Here is a 19,681-nt window from a genome sequence, read left to right as displayed (position 1 = left end):
GGAAGGTCCACCGAAGATGGTGAGAGTCCAGTAGACGAAATTGAAGGGAAGCGAAGCAGTATCCCAAGTACCACGAGACACGAGAAACCTTGTGGGAATCCGGGGGGACCACCCCCCAAGGCTAAATACTCCTCAGTGACCGATAGTGAACAAGTACCGTGAGGGAAAGGTGAAAAGAAACCCGTGAGGGAAGTGAAATAGAACCTGAAATCATATGCTTACAAGCAGTCGGAGCGAAAGTGACGGCGTACTTTTTGTAGAACGGACCAGCGAGTTACGGTGTTAAGCGAGGTTAATGTGTTCAGCACAGGAGCCGTAGGGAAACCAAGTCTGAAAAGGGCAAAAGTTTAGCGCTGTAGACCCGAAACCGGGTGATCTATCCATGTCCAGGTTGAAGCGGAAGTAAAATTTCGTGGAGGACCGAACCGACTTAAGTTAAAAATTGAGCGGATGAGGTGTGGATAGGGGTGAAATTCCAATCGAACCCGGAGATAGCTGGTTCTCCCCGAAATAGCTTTAGGGCTAGCCTCAGGAGAGCATTTATGGAGGTAGAGCACTGAATGGGCTAGGGGCCTTAACAGGTTACCGAACCTTATCAAACTCCGAATGCCATAAATGTATACTGGGAGTCAGACTGTGGGTGACAAGGTTCATAGTCGAGAGGGAAACAGCCCAGACCTACAACTAAGGTCCCAAAGTGTGAACTAAGTGGAAAAGGATGTAGAAATGCAAAGACAGCCAGGATGTTGGCTCAGAAGCAGCCACCATTTAAAGAGTGCGTAATAGCTCACTGGTCGAGTGGATCTGCGCCGAAAATGTAACGGGGCTCAAGTTCATCACCGAAGTTTAGGCAACAGTAATGTTGGGTAGGGGAGCGTTGTATACAGCGGAGAAGGTAAGTCGGAAGGCGAACTGGAGCGTATACAAGTGAGAATGCTGGTATGAGTATGCGAGAAGGCAGGTGAGAATCCTGCCCGCCAAAAACCTAAGGTTTCCTGGGGAAGGCTCGTCCGCCCAGGGTAAGCCGGGACCTAAGGCGAGGCCGAAAGGCGTAGTCGATGGACAATTGATTGATAATTCAATGCCACTTATATCTCATTTGAGGATGGAGTTACGCAGGAGGATAGGCGATCAGGGAGTTGGTTTTCCCTGTTTAAGCAAGTAGGGCGTGTTGTAGGCAAATCCGCAACACAAAAGCCTGAGAAGTGATGACGACCGAAAATAGTAGGGAAGTCGTTGATTCCGCACTGACAAGAAAAGCTTCTAACGAGAGAAATAGGTGCCCGTACCGTAAACCGACACAGGCAGGAGGGGTGAGAAGCCCAAGGCGCGCGAGAGAACCTTCGTTAAGGAACTCGGCAAAATAACTCCGTAACTTAGGGAGAAGGAGTGCCGCATTAGGGTGATGGACATACGTCCTAAGCTTGAAGTGGTCGCAGAGAAATGGCCCAGGCGACTGTTTATCAAAAACACAGGTGCCTGCAAAATCGATGAGATGAAGTATAGGTGCTGACGCCTGCCCAGTGCTGGAAGGTTAAGGGAAAGAGTTAGCGCAAGCGAAGCTTAGAACTGAAGCCCCAGTAAACGGCGGCCGTAACTATAACGGTCCTAAGGTAGCGAAATTCCTTGTCGGGTAAGTTCCGACCCGCACGAAAGGCGTAACGATCTGGGCACTGTCTCAACGAAGGACTCGGCGAAATTGTAGTGCCAGTGAAAATGCTGGCTACCTGCGGCAGGACAGAAAGACCCCGTGGAGCTTTACTGTAACCTGATATTGGGTTTCGGTGCTTTATGTACAGGATAAGTGGGAGACTTTGAAGTATGGACGCTAGTTTGTATGGAGTCACTGGTGGGATACCACTCCTAAAGTACTGAAATTCTAACCTAGGTCCGTTATCCGGATCGGGGACATTGTCAGGTGGACAGTTTGACTGGGGCGGTCGCCTCCCAAAGAGTAACGGAGGCGCCCAAAGGTTGGTTCAGGATGGTTGGAAATCATCCGTAGAGTGTAAAGGCAGAAACCAACTTGACTGAGAGAGTGACGATTCGATCAGGTACGAAAGTAGGGCTTAGTGATCCGGCGGTTCCGAGTGGAAGGGCCGTCGCTCAACGGATAAAAGCTACCCCGGGGATAACAGGCTTATCTCCCCCAAGAGTTCACATCGACGGGGAGGTTTGGCACCTCGATGTCGGCTCATCGCATCCTGGGGCTGAAGTAGGTCCCAAGGGTTGGGCTGTTCGCCCATTAAAGCGGTACGCGAGCTGGGTTCAGAACGTCGTGAGACAGTTCGGTCCCTATCCGCCGCAGGCGTAGGAAATTTGAAGAGATCTGCTCCTAGTACGAGAGGACCGGAGTGGACAAACCAATGGTGTACCAGTTGTCGTGCCAACGGCATAGCTGGGTAGCTAAGTTTGGAAGGGATAAACGCTGAAAGCATCTAAGCGTGAAGCCCACTTTAAGATGAGATTTCCCGTAGTTTACTACTAAGATCACTGGAAGAAGACCAGTTTGATAGGCTGGAGGTGTAAGTGCAGCAATGCGTTCAGCTGACCAGTACTAATCGATCGAGGACTTTACCTAAAAGTCGCGATTTTAAAAAATCACAAAAATCCATTATGCAATTTTGAGGGAACAAAAGGCGCCCTTATATAGATAGAGATAGATAGAGAATTAAATATAAAAAAAGAAAACAGTTAATTTAACTGGTGACGATAGCGAAGAGGCCAAACCTGTTCCCATCCCGAACACAGCAGTCAATCTCTTCAGCGCCGATAGTACTTGGTCTTAGGGCCTGGGAGGGTAGGACGTTGCCAGTTTTTTATTTATCAATTGAAGTGATACTTTAAGTATCACTTTTTTATGTTTTATTTTGAAAAGAATGGTAGCATTTTCATAAATATTTGTGTATTATGGTTATATAGAAAAAAAGGAGGCCTTATGCTTCATGTATAGTATGAATTCGGCTTACTTACATCAGCAACATATTTCTCATCAATCGAAAAGGATTGATGAGAGCCAACTTTTTATGCTTAAATATTTAGGCGGATCTTCTCTTAAATCAAATTATATTGGAATATATTGAAAAGGAGAAGGGTTATGGCTATAAGTATTAATAAAGAAGCAATGAAGCTTGTTAGATTTGTTTTAGAAAATGAGGAAAAACTAGGTGTTGTTAGTTCGAAACTACCATCGGGAACAACGGTTATTGATATGGGCATTAAAGCCAAAGGAAGCTACGAGGCAGGTATTAAGTTCTGTGAAATCTGTTTTGGTAATTTATCAACTGTACAATTAGGTACATGGGAACTTGATGAGGTTCATTCCTTTAGTGCTGTTGAAGTCTATGTAAGCGACTTAGACCATAGTGTTTTACTGTCACAGCTTGCTGGTTGGTCACTTGAAAAAGGCCCTTTTGCTGCCATTGGATCGGGTCCGGCAAGAGCAAAAAAGCACAATTGTCTCTAGATCCTTACATGAGGAATGTTGACTATGTGGATAACCATCATGAGGCCGTTTTATGTATCCGAGGAATTCATATGCCATCGGATGCTATGGCTATATGGATATTGCAGCTAAAGCCCATGTTAAACCGGAGGATTTATATCTTTCGATTGCTTCAAATTCCTCTATTGTTGGTGCTATGCAAATAGCGGCTAGAAGTGTAGAATAGATTTATCATAAGCTTTTTCTTAAAGGGTTCGAAAAAGAAGCTTTTGTGCACGCAAGGGGAATTGCACCTATTGCACCTTTAGTTAGGAATCAAGCAGTTGCAATGGGGCGCATTAATGATGCCATTACCTATGGAGCTCATTCAGAGTTTTGGATGGATACAGATGACATCACTATTAAAAAAATCATCCATAGTACTGTAGCTATTACTTCTTCTCCATATTATCCAGAGCCTTTCCAGGTTACCTTTGAAAATGCCAATATGGATTTTTCAATATGGACCCTGAAGGGGATGCTGGTGCTAGAGTGACTATCCATAATGTTAACTTTGGCAATAGCTTTACTGCTGGAATTGTAAATAAAGAGATTATTAAAAAACTTTTTTAAATTTTAAATTAGGAGGAGAATTATGTTACCTAAAATTGAATTTAATAAAAATAAAGTTTCAACAATTAATTGCTTCAAAGACCAAGAGGTAATTGATGCTGTTCATAAAAAAGGCCTACCAAAGGCATATTTACCGAAGGTTGAAGAGACTTATGGCAAGGTAATTTTTCCAATAACTGCTGGAGATTATCCTTATAGTTTTGCATCTATTGCATTATCCATGGATGGCAAAATGGCTTATCCAAATAGACCTGAAGGAGTTTTAGTTGCAAAATCTAATACACTTAATGAAAATGGAGCTTTAACAGATTTTTATGTACTGAATTTTTTAAGAGCTTATGCAGATGTTGTAATTAATGGTACAAAAACATTGGTTTCTGAGCCTAATATGTGGATGACCGTCTATGATGATGATTTAATTGCTGAAAGGCATGAATATTTAGGTAAGAGGAGAGGCGCACCCCTCTAATGTGATTATATTATACATTGGATGGCAGTGATGTACCCTTTGAACACCAAATTTTCAATCAGGATTTAGTTCCAATTAGCCTATTTTCAACACCAGAAGGTTGGGACTATATTAATGAACACGGAGGTGGCAGATTTTATTTACTTGCTCATGTAGATTCCCTTGAAAATATTAATGAGGTAGAGATTGAAAAGGGACTAAGTCAATTAGGTGGTAAAATCCCAGTAATTACAACAGGAGTTTCTGCTAAAACAGATATTCCTTTACATATGGCTTTGTTAAAAAAGTTGGTATGAATCATATTTTAATTGAATCACCAACTTTTATGTGGCTTTTGATGAAGGAAAAGTTGATGGATGAAATATTTATTACCCATACTACAACATTTATCGGAGGTACATTGAGTCCAGTATATGGCTTGCCTTTTACTTATGAAAGTCATCCACAAAGTCAAATTGTTCAATTAAATAGACATGGTAATTCTTTTATTTTTACTCGTCAAAAGCTGTCCTATAATGGAGGTTAATAAGATGATGCATGTAGATTTAATCATAAAAACATTAATATTGTGACGATGAATTGCAATAGCGAGGAAATTAAAAATGGGGCAGTAGCTATTAAAGGCAGTCGTTTTGTTGCTGTTGGAAAAACTTCTGAAATTGATGCAGGTTTTTCAGCGGAAGAAATTCAGGATGGCTCTAATAAAGCCTTGTTTCCTGGCTTTATTAATAGTCATGGTCATCTTTTTCAAAACTTATTGAAAGGATTGGGACGGGATCGCAAGCTCTTAGATTGGTTAAATGCATCTATCAAAAAAACTTTGCCCTACATTGATGCAGAAGATGTTTTTATAGTTGCTACAGCTGGTTGCATGGAGAGTATGGAAAGTGGCGTAACTACTTTTCTCGATTATATGTATTGCCATGGCACTAGTTTAGAAGCATTAGATGATGCTGTCATAGAAGCTTTTCGTAATACAGGTATGAGGGGGGAAGCTAGGAAGGGCTCATACTCAAGTGGAAGGATTAGGTTGTCCTGTTGAGGAAAGTGAAGATGATTTTTTCAAGCAAATTGATCGTCTAGCTGTTGCCCTTGAAGATGATGATATGGTTTCTCTTGTAATAACACCGGGGATTATTTGGGATCATACTGAAGAAGGTTTTAAAAAATGTAGAGTCTATTCAGATAAATATGGGATTCCAATGACTATGCATACTATCTAAACAGATGATGATCAATATAGTTTGGATCACTATGGTAAAACTACAATGGAATTTTTAGATGAAGTGGGTATTCTTGGTGAGGATTTTATATGTGTTCACTTTGTAAAAGCTACTAAAAAAGATATTGAGATTATGAAAAAAACAATTGTAAGATTGTCCATTGTCCAGTGTCAAATATGATTTTAGCAAGTGGTTTTGCTCCAATTGGAGCGTTTCATGAATCTGGATTAGATGTTGGAATTGCTACGGATGGCGCTGCTAGTAATGATAGTTTAAATTACTTAGAAGTCTTAAAATCAACGGCTACAATTCATAAGGGGTTTACAGAAGATGCTACCGTTATATCAGCTGAAACTGTTTTAAAAATGGCAACAATTGAAGGGGTAAGAGTAATTGGTAGAGAAAAAGACTTAGGTTCAATTGAAGTTGGAAAAAAGCTGACTGCTTTATTTTTAACTCCGCTGGATCTCTTAATGGAACACCTTGCTATGATTATATTACTAATCTAGTGTATTGTTTTTCTCCAGAAAACATTGAGTCAGTTATTATAAATGGCAAATTTACTATAAAAAACAAGATGCATATGAATGCTGATAGAGATGATATTATAAGTGAATTACAACTTAGAGGTAATTTACTTAGAGAGAAGACCGGTGTTTCTGTTTAAATAAGAAATTCTGTAACCCCTTACAAAAAAATAGTAAGTTATACTATAAGAGTAAAAAAATGCCAGCTTTTTTATACTGTTTTATACTGTTTTATACTGTTTGAAGAAAAATTCATTATTACTAACGCTATATATATTCAGTATATCAATTGCTTCATCTTAAAAATATTTGCAATACTAATTTTAAAACGAAAATAAGCTATAACATCTACAAAGCTCATTACCCAGGGAAAATAGTCTTTCTCATTTTAATAGTATGCCCAAACAAATAAGGAGGAAATGAGATGAAGAAGAAAATGTCAATAACCCTAGTATTAATAGTGGTAGTTGTATTGTTTGTTGGCTGTGGAACGAGTAAAACGGAGGCTAAAATGAAAGCAGCTTTATTAACAGGAGGTCCTGTTAATGATGGCGGTTGGAATCAGTTGGCTTATGAGGGGCTTCAAAAACTTGAGGTGGCAGGTTTTGAGATTGCGAATACTGAAAATGTATCTCAAGATTCACAAAAATGCTATTAAAGATTATGCTGACTAAGGCTATAATTTAATTATTGGTCATGGCTACGAGTGGGGGTATGCATTAGTAGAAGCGGCTAAAGAATATCCTGATATTAAGTTTATTCAAATTGGTGGATCAAGGGGAACTGAGGCCCCAAATTTAACTTCGGCAGAATTCAAAGGGTATGAGCTTGGTTATATGGTAGGTAAAGTAGCGGCCTCTTTATCAGGTGAAAATAAAAAACTTGGATTTGCTGGTGATGCTAAAATTCAAACTCTTACTGCAGAAGTTTTCGCAATCAAAGCCGCTGTAAAAGAAACAGATCCAAGTATAGAAGTTATTGATGTTTACACAGGCAGTTGGGCAGATATTGCAGCAGGAAAAAAGCTGCTGAACAGTTAATTAATCAAGGTGTCGATGCAATTGTTGGTATTGGAGATGCTTGTGATGCAGGGGTTATTCAAGCTGTTGATGAAGCTGCTGTAGCAGGTAAGGAAGTTTGGTTTATTGGGGCTGGACAGGTGATTTTTATCCTCAGTTTAAAAAAGGCTTTATTGCAACATCTGGAATACAAGATGTGCCGGCAGTAATTGAAAAACTAGAACTAGATGTAAAGAATGGTACTTTTGTTGCACAGGCTTGGTTGCCTTCATTTTCTGATAATATGCTTCGTTTAGGCACTTGGTCACCTTCTTCACCAGCTGAGGCTAAAGCTACAGGTGAAAAAGCGGCAGAAGCAATTAAGTCTGGTGAAAAAATGCTCAGACTATTTTCGCTTTATCGGGCTTGCCTCAAAGTGATTTCTATGAGCAAACTGAAATCTTACCATCAAAATAAGTAGGATTGTAGGTAGAGGAACAGTTTGCTGGAGTATTTTCTAACCAATTGTTAACTCTTTTCTTTAGGTTTACTTATTTATAAAACAGAGATTTGGGATATGTAAAAAATGAGAAAGATGAATTTTATATATTAATGTTTTTAGTATATATCCAATCTTGCTGGCGCAGCATTATCCATTGGTGATGTTAGAACTTTCACAATGAATATGACAGCAGGTAAAGATTTTATTGCTTTTGCATGTATTGTTTTTGGACGTTATACACCAATTGGAACTGCTATAGGTTGTTTAGTATTTGGTATGTCCGAAGCATTGAGAAACTTTATTCAAATATTTAAGTGGGATGCAGTGATTCCTGGTGGTTATATGACAGCTATTATGATTCCTTACATCATAACATTATTATTACTTGTCTTCTCTAAACAAGTCGCAGCACCAAAAGCTTGGGCTGAGCCTTATGAAAGTGCAAGATGAGTAAAAATGAAAATAAAACCCTTTCCTGCCCCTGCCTATAATTGGGATAGCCAATTATTAGAGGCAATGTCAAGAGAGAAGAAATTGATTAAAATTGAACCAATACACTCTTCTTTTGTTGTTCTAGGCAGAGTAACACCACATGAACCGGATATTTTGATGGATCATTGTCGACAAGACAACGTGCCTATTTATAGGCGCAAAGGGGGAGGGGGAGCTGTACTCCTCTTCCCAGGTGTTGCTGTAATTACAGCAGCTTTTAAAAAAGAAAGAAGAGAAGAACTTGTAGAAATAGAAGTCTTTTTAAATGGTATTGTTGCAAAAATACAAAGTGGCATTCTCAAGACTATGGATATTCCTTTAAATATAAAAGGTATGGGGGATTTATGTATTGAGAATAAAAAGATACTAGGCTCCAGTGTGTATAGCACAAGAGATTTTATTAGTTATTACGGTATAAAAAAGTGAGTCATGAACCTATGGTTTATAAGGCAATTGAAGAGAGTCTAGCAACATTTGACTTAAATAAAAGTTGCATATTAAATGTGGGTACATGTAGCATGGAGGTATGAGTAGATTATGGATAAAAGATTTCTTACTAAAACAGAGTATGTCTATATGGAGCTAAAAGAAAAGATTGGAAATGGACATTTTAAAAAAGATGAAATATATACTGTGATTGATATTGCAGAGCAAATCGGTGTGAGTAGAACACCTGTTAGTGGCGCCATTAAAATTTTAGAATCTGAAGGCTATGTGGTTTTATATCCTGGCTTAGGTTTTAAGATAAAAGAAACTTCAGTTGCTGAAGCTAGAGAGAGTTTACTTATTTCTGGCGCATTAGAGAAAGTAGCCTTTAATTATCTTATTGAAAATAGCGTTGTTAATACTAAAATACTGAAAGATTTGAGAGCCTTAGTAGCTGAAAGTGCAGAGGCCATTAAAAACGGGGATAGAGAGGGCTGTGTTGCAAGTGCTAATGCTTATCATAATAATGTCTATGGCTTAGTTGATTTACCCCAAGTTAAAAAACTATTAAAAGATCACGCATTCTTACATGAAAATTGGTATAAATCAGCTGTAACTTATTGTTCTGATAGAATAGTTGTGTTAGTTGAAGATCACAATAAGATATTAGATGCATTAGGAGACAATGATTTAAATCAGTTGAATTATATAATTAAAAACCATGAAGAACACTGCTTTGAAGCTTTAAAAGAAGTGTTATTAAAAGGAGGTATATCATGAAGCGTTTTGAAAACAAAGTAGCAATTGTTACAGGTGCTGGTCGTGGATTAGGAGCCCAGTATGCTAAGGATTTAGCTAAAGAGGGTGCAATTACTGTTATTTTCGATATAAGAGAAGATGACATAAAAACTGTTGCTGAAATTAAAGCAGCAGGTGGCAGAGCAGACGGATACGTTGCTGATATTACTGACGTAGATAAGGTTAATAACCTTGTTTAAGTTGTAGTGGAAAAACATGGTGGTGTAGATATTTTAATTAATAATGCAGCCTATCATAAAGGACAGGAAATTATTGATACATCTGTTTGAGGATTGTAAGGCTCAAGTTGAAGTGAATTTAAATGGTACTTTCTATTGTACAAAGGCTGTTTTACCTCATATGCTTAAAAAAGAATATGGTAAAATTTTAAATATTGCATCTGCAGGTGCTAAAATTGTATTCCCAGGCTTTGGTGCTTATGGCGCTTCAAAAGCTGGAATTGTTAGTTTTACTGGTATTTTATCTGAAGAGGTTAAGTTAAAAAACATTAACGTAAATGCAATGTATTTAGGTATGTTAACACTGAGTATACTCGCGAAAGAATAGACGAAGATGCTGCCGTTGTTATTCCATTAGATGAAATGATGCAACCACCAGAAGTATCAAAAGTTGTATTATTTTTAGTATCTGATGATGCATCTCCTATTAAAAGGGCAGCTGTAGGCTTGGAAGAATGTCAATAGAGTAGATAGAAAAAGTGAAATTAAGTTTTAATAGAAGTGAAAAAATAGTCTTCTTTGGAATTAGGAGAAAGAATGTTATTAGCAGAGTGGGGACGTATAGGGGGTTGTAGAAGCCCTCAATGTGTTCAAAGCAGGAAAGCTTAATTTGAGCAAAGGAAGAAAAAGACCTACGAAGAATTTCTTCTTTTTTCATATATTTAAAAAGGACTCAACGACAGCATTGTCCCAAGGATGAGAAAGCTTAGAAAAAGATTGAATGATACCAAAAGAATCAAGGAGCTTTCTAAAGATAAAAGAAGTATATTGGGAACCTCTGTCAGAATGAAAAATAAGAGAAGTAGAAGGTTTTTGAGAATAAAAGGCTTTGATAAAAGTATCCTTAACAAGAGAAGTATCAATTTTAAGAGAGAGCTTCCAAGCAATAATTTTACGAGAAAATAAATCCATAATAACACAGAGATAAGCAAAAGAGGCATTTAAATTAATATAGGTAATGTCACTAGCCCAGACTTGATTGGGCTGAGGAACATTAAAATTTTGATTTAGGTAGTTAGGGCAATCAAAATTGGGAATAGACCTCGGATGAATAAACCGAAGTTTGATAGTAGGCATTTTAGGAAGATTCATGTCAGTCATCAGGCGGCTCGCTCTACCAATACTGATGTTGATGCCATAGTCATAGGAAAGAAGAGCCTTAATCTTAGATGGGCCAATACGTCTCTTAGTAAGATGACAAATCTCCGAGAATAAGCTGACGGAGTTTTTAATTCTCAATAGTTCTAGGAGAAAGTTTTTCCGAAAAGTATTTGTAATAGGAGCTGCGGTTCACTTTAAGGACATGACAAAGAAAAGAGATAGCGTGCTGAAAACGAAGGGTATGAACAGCCATTAATCTTTGTCTGAGTGAGGCGTGAATATGGCAATTGCTTTTTTTAAATGATATTTTCCTCCTAGAGTCGAGCATTACGCTTTTGAAGATCCTTAATCTGCTTAGCGGTTAGAATAGTATCATCATCAATTCTAACCTGAGAATAAAGTTTAATCCACTTGTGTAAAGCAGACATGGAGACACCATATTCTTTAGAAAGTTGGGATTGAGTTTTACCGTTTTGGTGTAAATTAACAATACTTTTTTTAAATTCTTCATCGTATTTCTTGTAATTATTCATAATTTTATCCTTTCTTATGTGTCTACTTATTTAAAACATGTTTCACTTTTTCCTGTCTACTTTTTTAGTATATGTCCAAACAGATTTAGAAGCTGCAGTTAATAATGCAACAAGTGATGTAGAAGTTGTACTCGGTGACAATTTTCCTGAAAACCTTATCAATACAGCTAATTTTAATATTAGCCATAATTTTAATGTGGTTGTTAGTTAGAGGGAATGATGATGTTAATCTTAAGACGTTAAAGGCACCTAATATTGAAAATGCCCGTCATTTTAAAGTTTATACTACTGGAAGTGGCACGGTTACTTTTAAGGCTTTGAAGTTAGTAGGCTTTAACACTATTTCAGGCACAGATGTGACTAGGGGAACTACTGCTGGAGACATTGAAATTAGCGGAGTACAAGCTAATCCTTATAATTTATTTGTAGATAATTGCATCATTGAAGGAGTCACAAGTGGTGGTGCTATCGGTATTGGCTATAACGGGAATAAAGTAACCATAAGCAATTCTTCTTTTATTGGCAATATAGCAGTAACTTCAGGGGCAGTAATTAATGTTGATGGGCCTAAAATTAATCTATTAATTGATGGATGTATTTTTATTGGTAACAAGGGCTCATGGCCTGGTTATAAAGGTGGCACTATTTTACTAAAAGGCAATGATAGGGATGTTGTCATTAAAAACAGTATGTTCTATATGAATAATCATATTCAAAGAGGAGGCGCTGTTGGTCTTGATTATTGCTCGGGGAATGTAACTATTCATGAATGTATATTTGAAAACAACTTTATCAATAATGTTACTTCATCGGAAACAACAGCTGAAGGCGGTGTATTAGCTTTTTTGCAGAAGCTAATACACCGCCGTCTAATTTATTTGTAGAGGGAACTACTTTCAAAAATAATGAAGCTTTTGATGAAGGAGGAGGACTTTTTGTTCAGAATCCTAATCCTTCCAGTGTAACTACAATCCAGAACAATACATTTTTTGGAAATGTAGCAAAGGGATTGCAGAATAATGATAGTTATGTGGATTCTGGAGGTGGTATTTCTTTATATAATACTAAAGCGACTCTTATCAATAATACTATTACTAATAATAAATCTGAAACTGGAAAATCAATTTTAAGTTTAACCCAGAGAGGTGGAGGGATTTCTATAGGTGGTTCATGTGCTGTAGCCTTAAAAAATAATATTATTGTAGGAAATTATACTTATAATAAAAATGGTGTAGTTGATACCAATAGTAAATATAATAATGTAGCTATTCCTAATGTTACAGAGAGTATTAATAATATAGGTATTGATAATGGAAATGCCATAGACCCTGATGATGTTTTAAATACATTTGGAACAACAACGCCGGAGCTTAGGGAAAATGAATCAAGCATTACTGCCGGAGACATTCGCTGGCAGGGCAGTAATAATAATGGTTATTCAATAATTGAAACTGTACCTATTTTACCTTCAGATGGCTCTGTTGTTTCTGGACTTGCTCATAATGCTGCTGGAACTCCTTTATTACCACAAGGACAAAGAGGTTTTACGAGACATTCATTAAATTCTGATACTGGATCTATTGAAGCTATGTATGTTAAATTTGATGGTAATGGTTCTACATGGAGTAAACCACAAATGGGAGACTATGATGGAACAGAATATTACAAAGGCATAGATCCCAATGCTATTTTAAAAGTATCTTATGTATATGGTACTCTTGTAGCAGAGGATCCTCCAACTACTCGTTATGATGCTACTTCAAGATTTAAGGAATGGAATACTCAATTAGATGGTTTAGGTACTAGCTATAAAACTGGTAGCACGTTTACTATTACTGGAGATACAATTCTTTACAGTATATTTGCGCCTATAAATAAAGTTGTTTACGATGGTAATGGAAACCTGGCGGTTTGGCCCCTATTGATTCTGAAGATTACATTCTCGCTGATCTTGCAACAGTTTTAGATAAAGGTGACTTAGTTAAGGATGGTTATGATTTTGTTGGTTGGAATACTAGTGGAGATGGCAAGGGCGTTCCCTATAATGTAGGAGAACAGCTTACAATAGTGGATAATATAACATTATTTGCGCAATGGAAAGCCCAACCAATAGATCCAGTTAATCCTGGAAAACCTGTTGATGACTCTAATAAAGGTTCTCTAAATGGTCTTAATTTACCTAAAACAGGAGCCCAATACGATGCTCATTATTTCAGCAATACTGGCCTTAATTTCAGGAACATTTATCTTATTTAAGAAAGCAAAATCTAAATAAAAAGCAACCAAATTAAAAGCCGTGTTTATCGTGGCTTTTTTATAATAAAAAGAAAAATCAATTGCAATGCTTAATGAAATAGAGTATTATTTTAGGTAAGGAATAAAAATTCCTGCAATAAAAAAGGAGGAAAGAACATGAGTCAAATTTATGAAAATCTTTCAGATTTAATTGGAAGAACACCTTTATTGAAACTTAACAATTATGAAAAGGAGCACGACTTATGTTGCTCTATTATTGCTAAATTAGAATATTTTAATCCAGGTGGAAGTGTAAAGGATAGAGTTGGTCTTTCGATGATAGAAGATGGTATAGCCAAAAGAACAATAACTAATGATACTACACTGATTGAACCTACCAGTGGGAATACAGGTATTGCTTTAGCTTTAGTTGCTGCAGCAAAGGGCTTAAGATTAATATTAACAATGCCTGAAACCATGAGTGTTGAAAGACGAAATTTAATTAAAGCGTTAGGAGCAGAAGTTGTTTTGACAGAAGGAAAATTAGGCATGAAAGGTGCTATTGCAAAAGCTTTAGAGTTACAAGATAGTATCAATAATAGCCTTAGTTCTTCAGCAATTTGAAAATCCAGCAAATCCTCAGATTCATAGAACCACAACAGGTCCTGAGATTCTAAAAGATATGGGTAATCAGAAAGTAGATATTTTTGTAGCTGGTGTTGGAACAGGTGGTACTATTACTGGTGTTGGAGAAGTTTTAAAGAAAGTTAATCCAGCAGTTAAAGTTGTTGCTGTTGAGCCTTTTTCATCTCCTGTACTTTCAGGCGGAGAACCGTCTCCACATAAAATTCAAGGTATTGGAGCTGGTTTTGTTCCGAAAATATTAGATATAGATGTTATTGATGAGATTATTACAGTCAAGGATGAAGATTCTTTTAAAGTAGCTAGAAATGTAGCTAAAGCTGAAGGATTACTTGCGGGAATTTCATCAGGAGCGGCTTTATTTGCAGCGACTGAGCTTGCTAAAAAAACCTGAGAATAAAGGTAAGAACATTGTAGTGATTTTACCAGATACTGGAGAACGCTACTTATCTACAGATTTATTTAAAGAAGAAAAATAGGCAGTAGTTAATTCATACCCTATTACAATTTAAATTGTAATAGGGTGTTTTTTATTTTTAAACCTTTGTTAAATCTTACAAAAAAGAAATTTACTTGTAAGATTTAACAAAGGTTTTCTTTCAATATTAAATAAATAAAAATGCTACTATATGAATCACCTAAAATGCCTTTTTATGTTGCGCTGAATTTATTAAATAAGCCATAGTTTTAGCTGTTGACTTAGTGTTATCATGAATCAACAAAGTGAGAAATGCGCAATAACTGGGAGAATTCTTTCTACAAAATAAGGAGGTGGAAATAATTAAAGTAGAAATGAATATAAAGGAGGAGAAATAATGGAAAAGAAAGTTATTCATCCTGTTGATGAAGTTTTACCTAAAAAACAACTATTTGTTTATGGGATTCAGCATGTTTTGGCAATGTATTCTGGGGCTGTTGTTATTCCATTAATTATTGCAAATGTTTTAGGGCTATCTTCAGACCAGTTAATTCTATTAATTAATGCAGATTTATTTGTTTGTGGTATTGCAACAATTATTCAGAGTTTGGGGATTTGGAAGTTTGGTATTCGCTTACCCATAATCCAAGGGATTACTTTTACTGTCTTACAACCTGTTATTGCAATTGGACTTGGTATTTTAGGCACCGGAGGAAGACCTCAGGATGCTTTGGTTACTATTTTTATATCAGTAATTATTGCAGGCTTTTTACAATGGCTATTTCACCTTTATCCGGTCATTTATTAAGGTTATTTCCTTCTGTTGTAACTGGGACGTTAATTACAGCTGTGGGAATTTCTTTAATACCTGTTGGTTTAACAATGATTGGTGGTCAAGGAGTAGGGGTTAATTTAGGTGGTGATAGTGCATACGGTTCACCAATGTTTTTTTAGTGGCTTTTATTGTAATTCTAACTATTTTGCTTTTTAATAAATTTTTTACAGGATTTTTAAGAAATATTTCTGTAATTATTGGAATTATAATAGGCTATGTTATTTGTCTTTTATTAGGAAATGTGGATTTAGGTATTATGGACGGAAGGGATTGGTTCGGTTTCAATATGCCATTCTATTATTTCTTCGATCATGGTGCCCAAATGGCAGGTGTTATTCAATGGCAGCATTTGCCAGTTGCCATTATAACAATGATTATTGTTATGTTTACAGTAATTATTGATTCAACTGGTACTTTTTTAGCTACGGCAGATATTGTAGGCAAAAAAAAAATAACTCAAAAAGAGTTTGCTAGAGGAATTGCAGCAGATGGTCTTTCATCAGTTATTGGCGGAAGCTTTAACTCATTACCCTATACTGCTTTTGCAGAAAACTTGGGATTGATTGCTTTAACTGGTGTTAAATCAAGGTGGGTAGTTGTTACAGCAGGTGGTATCTTAGTTGTCTTAGGTTCAATGCCGAAGCTGGCAGCTTTTGTGGAATCCATTCCTGTATTTGTAATTGGTGGAGCAGCATTTGTAATGTTTGCTACTGTTACAGGCGATGGTATCCGTATTTTGAAACAAGTAGATTTTGATAAAAACCATGGTAATATTTTAATTGTTTCTATTTCTTTAGGAATGGCACTTTTACCTTTGACAGGTAATTTGATTGTACCAAGTGCAACATTGGCTGCAACTAAAGAAGTTGTCTATAGACCATTCTTTGGTCTTTTATCAATGGGTGCTAATGGTGTAATCGATTTGAGTCCTATCTTGAGTTCTGGTATTTTTTAGCAGCAATGACAGCTGTTATTTTAAATCTTTTTTTAATGGTATTGCAAAAAAGGATGCTTATATTACATGGGAAGAATCACCTAAAAAAAGAAAATCTTCAATAAAATTAAGGTGGAAAAGGAGTAGAGAATAATGGAAAAATTAATAACTGTGTTAATGGAATGCATTGAAGCTGGAGGAGATGGCGAACGAGCAGCTAAAGAGACAAGAGAGTGGATTAATCAAGGTACTAATCCAATGAATATTATTAATAATGCCATATTACATTTAATGGATGATATAGGCGAAAGATTTTCTCGGTTGGATTTATTTCTTCCTGATTTGGTATCAGCAGCAGAAGTTGCAAAAGGGGTTAAGGATGAAGTTGCCATTGTGCTAAAGGAAAGAAATATTGTTACTGAAAAAATTGGAACGATTGTGATGGGTAAAGTTAAAGGGGATGTTCATGATATTGGGAAAAATATTGTAGCCACTTTACTTGAAGTTAATGGCTTTGATGTTGTTGATTTAGGCAATGATGTTGATCCCTATTTATTTATTGAAACTGCTCGTAAAGAAAAAGCTGAATTAATAGGTATGTCTTCTTTACTAACGACTTCTATGCTTTACATGAAAGAGACTATTGAAGGTTTAGAAGGATTAGGTCTTCATGGGAATATAAAAGTTATTGTAGGCGGTGGACCTGTATCCCATGACTGGGCGATGTCTATAGGTGCCGATGGTTACAGTGCAGATGCCAATGATGCTGTAAGTGCATGTATGGAACTACTTAATAAAGGAGGAAGTAATTATGAAAAGTAATGTGCGCTTATTAGATGTTTTAGATCGTGCTGAAGAAGGTCCTATAATGGACGAAAAAGAGTTTGATAAATTGGTTTCAAAAACAACTCGTGAAATATTAAAAAAATATGAGCTTAAATATAATAACGAAGATGCCATTTTAATGGATGATAATTTAGCGGATCGCTTTTTTAAAGCAGGATTAGAAATGGCGGAAATTCTAGGTATCTATTGCACATCAACTCATAGAAGAATGCTTTTTGCTAAGGAAGAAATTTTAGAGGCTCTTAAATGGACACTTAACCAAGTTACAGTTGGTTCTGGCCTAGACGCTACAACTATTGTGAAAAGAAGACCAGAAGATACAATCATATCTAAGAATGTTAGGGGTCCTTTTGGTACTCCCATTCCAGAAAAGCTTTACTCAGAGGTTATGGAAAGTTATATTAAGGAACCCATTATTGATACTGTTGTTGGTGGGAATTTAGAATTAGTTCATGGCAGACAACCTAAAACAAGTTCTCCTTGGGAAGTTTTACTCGCTTGGAGAGAAATTGAACTGTCAAAAGCAGCCGCTCAAAGAGCTGGTAGGCCGGGGAATTGGTTTTGGTGTTGTAGAAAACGCTGTTACTGAAATAGGTGAACTTTCAGGCACTTCTTTTGGAGGTTTTCCACAGGAAGATTGGCATCATGTCTGTTTTGTTAGTGAACTAAAAACCAATTATGGTCTTTTAATAAAAATTATTGCTCATTTAGTTAGAACGGGTTGCGTGATTCATAGTTTCTATAACCACCCTATCTTAGGCGGACATGCTGGTGGAGCAGATGGTGTAGCATTAATGGCTATTACGGGAGAAATTTTAGCTTGTGTTGTTAATATGGCCACAACTTTTTCTATGTGTCCAACTCATCCATTTTATAATTGTGATACTGCCCCAGAATTAGTTTGGGCCATTAGTACAGCACAACAAGCACTTAATAGAAATACGAACTTATTAACTACAGTGATGACATCACCTGTTTCAGGTCCATTAACGGAATCTTTGTTGTATGAATGTGCAACTCAAGCTACTAATGCTACTGTATCTGGTGCAGCTCGAATTGATGGTGTTCGTTCGGCAGTAGGGGTGAATTTAGCACATTGTAGTGGTTTAGAGGCTAGATTTAATGCTGAAATTGCTCACGCAGCTACTGGAATGACTAGAAAAGATGCTAATGAGTTTATTAAAATATTTCAAAGTAAATACGTGCCATTAATTGCTAAGAGTCCCATTGGAAAGCCATTCCAAGATGTTTATGATACTGTGAAAATAAAACCATTGCCTGTGTGGCAAGAAATGTACGAAAAGGTTAAAGAAGATATTAAAAGTTTAGGATTTCCATTAAAGTAAATTTATCAATTATAAGAGGATTTATCAGTTGATAAATCCTCTTATAAAAATAAATATAGTAAATACTAAATAGTGATTTTCTTTTGACTTATGTTTGGAAATAGGATACAATTTTATAAGAAATAACATGCTTTAAAAGGAGTTTACTATGATTAAAATATTAGCAGATAGTTCAGCTGATTATCCAGTGGATATGAAAGTTAGTTGTCTTGTAACAACCCTTCCTTTAATGATTAATTTCGGAGGTGAGACCTATCGAGATAAAGTTGACTTAACTGCAGATGATTTTTATGAAAAGATTAAGACCTCATCAGTTATGCCAAAGACTGCTCAAGTCTCAGAGAATGATTATAAAGAGGCTATGATAAAAATGCTTGATAGCAATGATGATGAGATTATAGTAATTACCTTAGCAGGGGCATTAAGTGGCACTTACAATTCTGCTGTAAAAGCAGCAGATGCTGTTGATAAAAAGAGAATTCATGTTATCGATGGCAGTGTTACAATGTTAAATTGTGTTCTTGTTGTGAAAGCGGTTGAATTAATAGAGGCAGGTAAAAATACCAAACAAGTGATAAAAGAGATTAAGGATACAATTCGTAATCAACATGCCGTATTTAGTGTTTATGATTTAGATTTTTTAAAAAGAGGTGGCAGAATAAGCTTCGTTCAAAGCGTAGTAGGAGGAATGCTTAATATTAAACCTATCCTGACTTTAACAAATGAACGAGGTTTGACATCTATTGACAAAGCCAAAGGGGACAAGCAATTAATTAAAAAACTTATTAAGTATGCCAAAGAAGGACGAAACAAGAAAAATCCGCTAATGCTGGTATATGCGGGAAAAGATATTTTACCTAAAGCTTTGGCGTTTCAAAAAGAACTAGAAGAAGCATTAGGTGAAAAAGTTGAGTTTTTCACAGAAGTGGGTGCTGTAATTGGAACCCATACAGGACCTGGTTTATTAGGTGTCGGTTATTAATAGAAATAAAACAGGCGATAAAAGAAGAGAAAGGCTTTAACCCTTTCTCTTTCTTTTGTATAATGAAGGTTAGGAATA

The 19,681-nt window shown here is 36.5% G+C and carries 31 protein-coding genes, 2 rRNA genes and 2 pseudogenes (1 of these 35 only partly in view); 33 read left to right on the top strand and 2 right to left on the bottom strand.

The window, feature by feature from the left end:
- The 21 genes and pseudogenes from AZF37_RS07610 to AZF37_RS12480 form a co-directional block, all read left to right on the top strand.
- A 23S ribosomal RNA gene (locus AZF37_RS07610) occupies positions 1 to 2,581 on the top strand (it extends 343 nt beyond the left edge of the window).
- A 121-nt stretch (positions 2,582 to 2,702) separates the two neighbouring features.
- A 5S ribosomal RNA gene (gene rrf / locus AZF37_RS07605) occupies positions 2,703 to 2,817 on the top strand.
- Positions 2,818 to 3,097: 280 nt separating this feature from the next.
- Positions 3,098 to 3,466 (top strand): methenyltetrahydromethanopterin cyclohydrolase, encoded by a 369-nt coding sequence (locus AZF37_RS12495; RefSeq protein WP_088370261.1) that lies wholly within the window; start codon positions 3,098 to 3,100, stop codon positions 3,464 to 3,466.
- A 52-nt stretch (positions 3,467 to 3,518) separates the two neighbouring features.
- Positions 3,519 to 3,980, top strand: a pseudogene (locus AZF37_RS12490) (methenyltetrahydromethanopterin cyclohydrolase).
- A 99-nt stretch (positions 3,981 to 4,079) separates the two neighbouring features.
- A complete protein-coding gene (locus tag AZF37_RS07590; RefSeq protein ID WP_088370259.1) occupies positions 4,080 to 4,526 on the top strand; it encodes a hypothetical protein in 447 nt (148 codons plus the stop codon).
- A 17-nt stretch (positions 4,527 to 4,543) separates the two neighbouring features.
- Positions 4,544 to 4,822: a hypothetical protein gene (locus AZF37_RS07585; RefSeq protein ID WP_088370258.1), complete on the top strand. Its 279-nt coding sequence runs from the start codon at positions 4,544 to 4,546 to the stop codon at positions 4,820 to 4,822.
- Positions 4,819 to 5,052, top strand: coding sequence for a hypothetical protein (locus AZF37_RS07580; RefSeq protein ID WP_088370257.1), 234 nt, complete (start codon positions 4,819 to 4,821; stop codon positions 5,050 to 5,052). Before AZF37_RS07585 ends, AZF37_RS07580 begins: the two co-directional genes overlap by 4 nt.
- A gap of 48 nt (positions 5,053 to 5,100) precedes the next feature.
- Positions 5,101 to 5,568: an amidohydrolase family protein gene (locus tag AZF37_RS07575; protein ID WP_088370256.1), complete on the top strand. Its 468-nt coding sequence runs from the start codon at positions 5,101 to 5,103 to the stop codon at positions 5,566 to 5,568.
- Positions 5,543 to 5,749, top strand: a complete 207-nt coding sequence (locus tag AZF37_RS07570) for a hypothetical protein (RefSeq protein ID WP_088370255.1) — start codon at positions 5,543 to 5,545, stop codon at positions 5,747 to 5,749. The genes AZF37_RS07575 and AZF37_RS07570 overlap by 26 nt, the downstream gene beginning before the upstream one ends.
- 21 nt (positions 5,750 to 5,770) lie before the next feature.
- The gene (locus AZF37_RS10645; RefSeq protein WP_162473999.1) at positions 5,771 to 5,929 is read left to right on the top strand and encodes a hypothetical protein; all 159 of its coding nucleotides are present in this window, start codon (positions 5,771 to 5,773) and stop codon (positions 5,927 to 5,929) included.
- Entirely contained in the window at positions 5,926 to 6,258 is a 333-nt protein-coding gene (locus AZF37_RS07565; RefSeq protein WP_088370254.1) for an amidohydrolase family protein, read from the top strand. The genes AZF37_RS10645 and AZF37_RS07565 overlap by 4 nt, the downstream gene beginning before the upstream one ends.
- Complete coding sequence (locus tag AZF37_RS10640) at positions 6,258 to 6,416, top strand: hypothetical protein (RefSeq protein WP_162473997.1); 159 nt, start codon at positions 6,258 to 6,260, stop codon at positions 6,414 to 6,416. Before AZF37_RS07565 ends, AZF37_RS10640 begins: the two co-directional genes overlap by 1 nt.
- Positions 6,417 to 6,700: 284 nt before the next feature.
- Positions 6,701 to 6,934: a hypothetical protein gene (locus AZF37_RS07560; protein ID WP_088370253.1), complete on the top strand. Its 234-nt coding sequence runs from the start codon at positions 6,701 to 6,703 to the stop codon at positions 6,932 to 6,934.
- 28 nt (positions 6,935 to 6,962) lie between these two features.
- Positions 6,963 to 7,316 carry a BMP family ABC transporter substrate-binding protein gene (locus tag AZF37_RS07555; RefSeq protein WP_088370252.1) on the top strand — a complete coding sequence of 118 codons (354 nt, stop codon included), beginning with the start codon at positions 6,963 to 6,965 and terminating at the stop codon, positions 7,314 to 7,316.
- On the top strand, positions 7,274 to 7,504 hold the full coding sequence (locus AZF37_RS10905; RefSeq protein ID WP_172793098.1) for a hypothetical protein: 231 nt from the start codon (positions 7,274 to 7,276) through the stop codon (positions 7,502 to 7,504). The genes AZF37_RS07555 and AZF37_RS10905 overlap by 43 nt, the downstream gene beginning before the upstream one ends.
- Positions 7,414 to 7,755, top strand: coding sequence for a hypothetical protein (locus AZF37_RS07550; protein WP_088370251.1), 342 nt, complete (start codon positions 7,414 to 7,416; stop codon positions 7,753 to 7,755). The genes AZF37_RS10905 and AZF37_RS07550 overlap by 91 nt, the downstream gene beginning before the upstream one ends.
- Positions 7,756 to 7,953: 198 nt before the next feature.
- On the top strand, positions 7,954 to 8,226 hold the full coding sequence (locus AZF37_RS07545; RefSeq protein ID WP_088370250.1) for a hypothetical protein: 273 nt from the start codon (positions 7,954 to 7,956) through the stop codon (positions 8,224 to 8,226).
- A gap of 6 nt (positions 8,227 to 8,232) precedes the next feature.
- Complete coding sequence (locus tag AZF37_RS07540) at positions 8,233 to 8,694, top strand: lipoyl protein ligase domain-containing protein (RefSeq protein ID WP_088370249.1); 462 nt, start codon at positions 8,233 to 8,235, stop codon at positions 8,692 to 8,694.
- Between the two features lie 111 nt (positions 8,695 to 8,805).
- Positions 8,806 to 9,474, top strand: a complete 669-nt coding sequence (locus AZF37_RS07535) for a GntR family transcriptional regulator (RefSeq protein WP_088370248.1) — start codon at positions 8,806 to 8,808, stop codon at positions 9,472 to 9,474.
- Positions 9,471 to 9,692 (top strand): SDR family NAD(P)-dependent oxidoreductase, encoded by a 222-nt coding sequence (locus AZF37_RS12485; protein ID WP_281178855.1) that lies wholly within the window; start codon positions 9,471 to 9,473, stop codon positions 9,690 to 9,692. The genes AZF37_RS07535 and AZF37_RS12485 overlap by 4 nt, the downstream gene beginning before the upstream one ends.
- 73 nt (positions 9,693 to 9,765) lie before the next feature.
- A complete protein-coding gene (locus tag AZF37_RS12480) occupies positions 9,766 to 10,059 on the top strand; it encodes an SDR family oxidoreductase (RefSeq protein WP_281178854.1) in 294 nt (97 codons plus the stop codon).
- A gap of 326 nt (positions 10,060 to 10,385) precedes the next feature.
- Here AZF37_RS12480 and AZF37_RS13425 read toward each other — a convergent pair whose 3' ends face one another.
- Positions 10,386 to 10,970 (bottom strand): IS3 family transposase, encoded by a 585-nt coding sequence (locus AZF37_RS13425; RefSeq protein ID WP_425425424.1) that lies wholly within the window; start codon positions 10,968 to 10,970, stop codon positions 10,386 to 10,388.
- A gap of 176 nt (positions 10,971 to 11,146) precedes the next feature.
- Positions 11,147 to 11,365, bottom strand: coding sequence for a transposase (locus AZF37_RS13420; protein ID WP_088369221.1), 219 nt, complete (start codon positions 11,363 to 11,365; stop codon positions 11,147 to 11,149).
- Between the two features lie 37 nt (positions 11,366 to 11,402).
- On the opposite strand from AZF37_RS13420, the gene AZF37_RS10635 reads away from it, so the two are divergent.
- The 12 genes and pseudogenes from AZF37_RS10635 to AZF37_RS07470 all read left to right on the top strand — a co-directional run bounded on the left by AZF37_RS10635 (position 11,403) and on the right by AZF37_RS07470 (position 19,603).
- A complete protein-coding gene (locus AZF37_RS10635) occupies positions 11,403 to 11,576 on the top strand; it encodes a hypothetical protein (RefSeq protein WP_162473996.1) in 174 nt (57 codons plus the stop codon).
- Positions 11,560 to 12,249 (top strand): hypothetical protein, encoded by a 690-nt coding sequence (locus AZF37_RS07520; protein WP_162473995.1) that lies wholly within the window; start codon positions 11,560 to 11,562, stop codon positions 12,247 to 12,249. Before AZF37_RS10635 ends, AZF37_RS07520 begins: the two co-directional genes overlap by 17 nt.
- Before the next feature lie 125 nt (positions 12,250 to 12,374).
- Positions 12,375 to 13,331, top strand: a complete 957-nt coding sequence (locus AZF37_RS07515) for an InlB B-repeat-containing protein (RefSeq protein WP_088370246.1) — start codon at positions 12,375 to 12,377, stop codon at positions 13,329 to 13,331.
- A complete protein-coding gene (locus AZF37_RS07510; RefSeq protein ID WP_088370245.1) occupies positions 13,277 to 13,621 on the top strand; it encodes an InlB B-repeat-containing protein in 345 nt (114 codons plus the stop codon). The genes AZF37_RS07515 and AZF37_RS07510 overlap by 55 nt, the downstream gene beginning before the upstream one ends.
- Positions 13,622 to 13,777: 156 nt before the next feature.
- Positions 13,778 to 14,721, top strand: a pseudogene (gene cysK, locus AZF37_RS07505) (cysteine synthase A).
- A gap of 336 nt (positions 14,722 to 15,057) precedes the next feature.
- Entirely contained in the window at positions 15,058 to 15,468 is a 411-nt protein-coding gene (locus AZF37_RS07500) for a solute carrier family 23 protein (protein ID WP_088370244.1), read from the top strand.
- Entirely contained in the window at positions 15,435 to 15,614 is a 180-nt protein-coding gene (locus AZF37_RS07495) for a solute carrier family 23 protein (protein WP_088370243.1), read from the top strand. Before AZF37_RS07500 ends, AZF37_RS07495 begins: the two co-directional genes overlap by 34 nt.
- A complete protein-coding gene (locus AZF37_RS07490) occupies positions 15,614 to 16,450 on the top strand; it encodes a solute carrier family 23 protein (protein ID WP_162473994.1) in 837 nt (278 codons plus the stop codon). Before AZF37_RS07495 ends, AZF37_RS07490 begins: the two co-directional genes overlap by 1 nt.
- A gap of 132 nt (positions 16,451 to 16,582) precedes the next feature.
- A complete protein-coding gene (locus AZF37_RS07485) occupies positions 16,583 to 17,251 on the top strand; it encodes a cobalamin B12-binding domain-containing protein (protein ID WP_088370241.1) in 669 nt (222 codons plus the stop codon).
- Complete coding sequence (locus AZF37_RS07480; protein ID WP_088370240.1) at positions 17,241 to 17,864, top strand: monomethylamine:corrinoid methyltransferase; 624 nt, start codon at positions 17,241 to 17,243, stop codon at positions 17,862 to 17,864. Before AZF37_RS07485 ends, AZF37_RS07480 begins: the two co-directional genes overlap by 11 nt.
- On the top strand, positions 17,785 to 18,621 hold the full coding sequence (locus tag AZF37_RS07475; protein WP_162473993.1) for a monomethylamine:corrinoid methyltransferase: 837 nt from the start codon (positions 17,785 to 17,787) through the stop codon (positions 18,619 to 18,621). Before AZF37_RS07480 ends, AZF37_RS07475 begins: the two co-directional genes overlap by 80 nt.
- Before the next feature lie 148 nt (positions 18,622 to 18,769).
- Positions 18,770 to 19,603, top strand: a complete 834-nt coding sequence (locus AZF37_RS07470; RefSeq protein ID WP_088370238.1) for a DegV family protein — start codon at positions 18,770 to 18,772, stop codon at positions 19,601 to 19,603.
- Positions 19,604 to 19,681 lie beyond the last annotated feature (78 nt).

It is taken from the genome of endosymbiont 'TC1' of Trimyema compressum (genome assembly GCF_001584725.1).
Lineage (GTDB): Bacteria > Bacillota > TC1 > TC1 > TC1 > TC1.
This window is presented reverse-complemented; position numbering and strand designations above follow the sequence as displayed.

Coding starts and splice junctions, on each gene's coding strand:
- AZF37_RS12495 (WP_088370261.1), top strand. CDS start 3,098: ATGGCTATAAGTATTAATAAAGAAGCAATGAAGCTTGTTAGATTTGTT.
- AZF37_RS07590 (WP_088370259.1), top strand. CDS start 4,080: ATGTTACCTAAAATTGAATTTAATAAAAATAAAGTTTCAACAATTAAT.
- AZF37_RS07580 (WP_088370257.1), top strand. CDS start 4,819: ATGAATCATATTTTAATTGAATCACCAACTTTTATGTGGCTTTTGATG.
- AZF37_RS07575 (WP_088370256.1), top strand. CDS start 5,101: ATGAATTGCAATAGCGAGGAAATTAAAAATGGGGCAGTAGCTATTAAA.
- AZF37_RS07565 (WP_088370254.1), top strand. CDS start 5,926: ATGATTTTAGCAAGTGGTTTTGCTCCAATTGGAGCGTTTCATGAATCT.
- AZF37_RS07560 (WP_088370253.1), top strand. CDS start 6,701: ATGAAGAAGAAAATGTCAATAACCCTAGTATTAATAGTGGTAGTTGTA.
- AZF37_RS07545 (WP_088370250.1), top strand. CDS start 7,954: ATGAATATGACAGCAGGTAAAGATTTTATTGCTTTTGCATGTATTGTT.
- AZF37_RS07540 (WP_088370249.1), top strand. CDS start 8,233: ATGAAAATAAAACCCTTTCCTGCCCCTGCCTATAATTGGGATAGCCAA.
- AZF37_RS07535 (WP_088370248.1), top strand. CDS start 8,806: ATGGATAAAAGATTTCTTACTAAAACAGAGTATGTCTATATGGAGCTA.
- AZF37_RS12485 (WP_281178855.1), top strand. CDS start 9,471: ATGAAGCGTTTTGAAAACAAAGTAGCAATTGTTACAGGTGCTGGTCGT.
- AZF37_RS13420 (WP_088369221.1), bottom strand. CDS start 11,365: ATGAATAATTACAAGAAATACGATGAAGAATTTAAAAAAAGTATTGTT.
- AZF37_RS10635 (WP_162473996.1), top strand. CDS start 11,403: ATGTTTCACTTTTTCCTGTCTACTTTTTTAGTATATGTCCAAACAGAT.
- AZF37_RS07520 (WP_162473995.1), top strand. CDS start 11,560: ATGTGGTTGTTAGTTAGAGGGAATGATGATGTTAATCTTAAGACGTTA.
- AZF37_RS07500 (WP_088370244.1), top strand. CDS start 15,058: ATGGAAAAGAAAGTTATTCATCCTGTTGATGAAGTTTTACCTAAAAAA.
- AZF37_RS07495 (WP_088370243.1), top strand. CDS start 15,435: ATGGCTATTTCACCTTTATCCGGTCATTTATTAAGGTTATTTCCTTCT.
- AZF37_RS07485 (WP_088370241.1), top strand. CDS start 16,583: ATGGAAAAATTAATAACTGTGTTAATGGAATGCATTGAAGCTGGAGGA.
- AZF37_RS07480 (WP_088370240.1), top strand. CDS start 17,241: ATGAAAAGTAATGTGCGCTTATTAGATGTTTTAGATCGTGCTGAAGAA.
- AZF37_RS07470 (WP_088370238.1), top strand. CDS start 18,770: ATGATTAAAATATTAGCAGATAGTTCAGCTGATTATCCAGTGGATATG.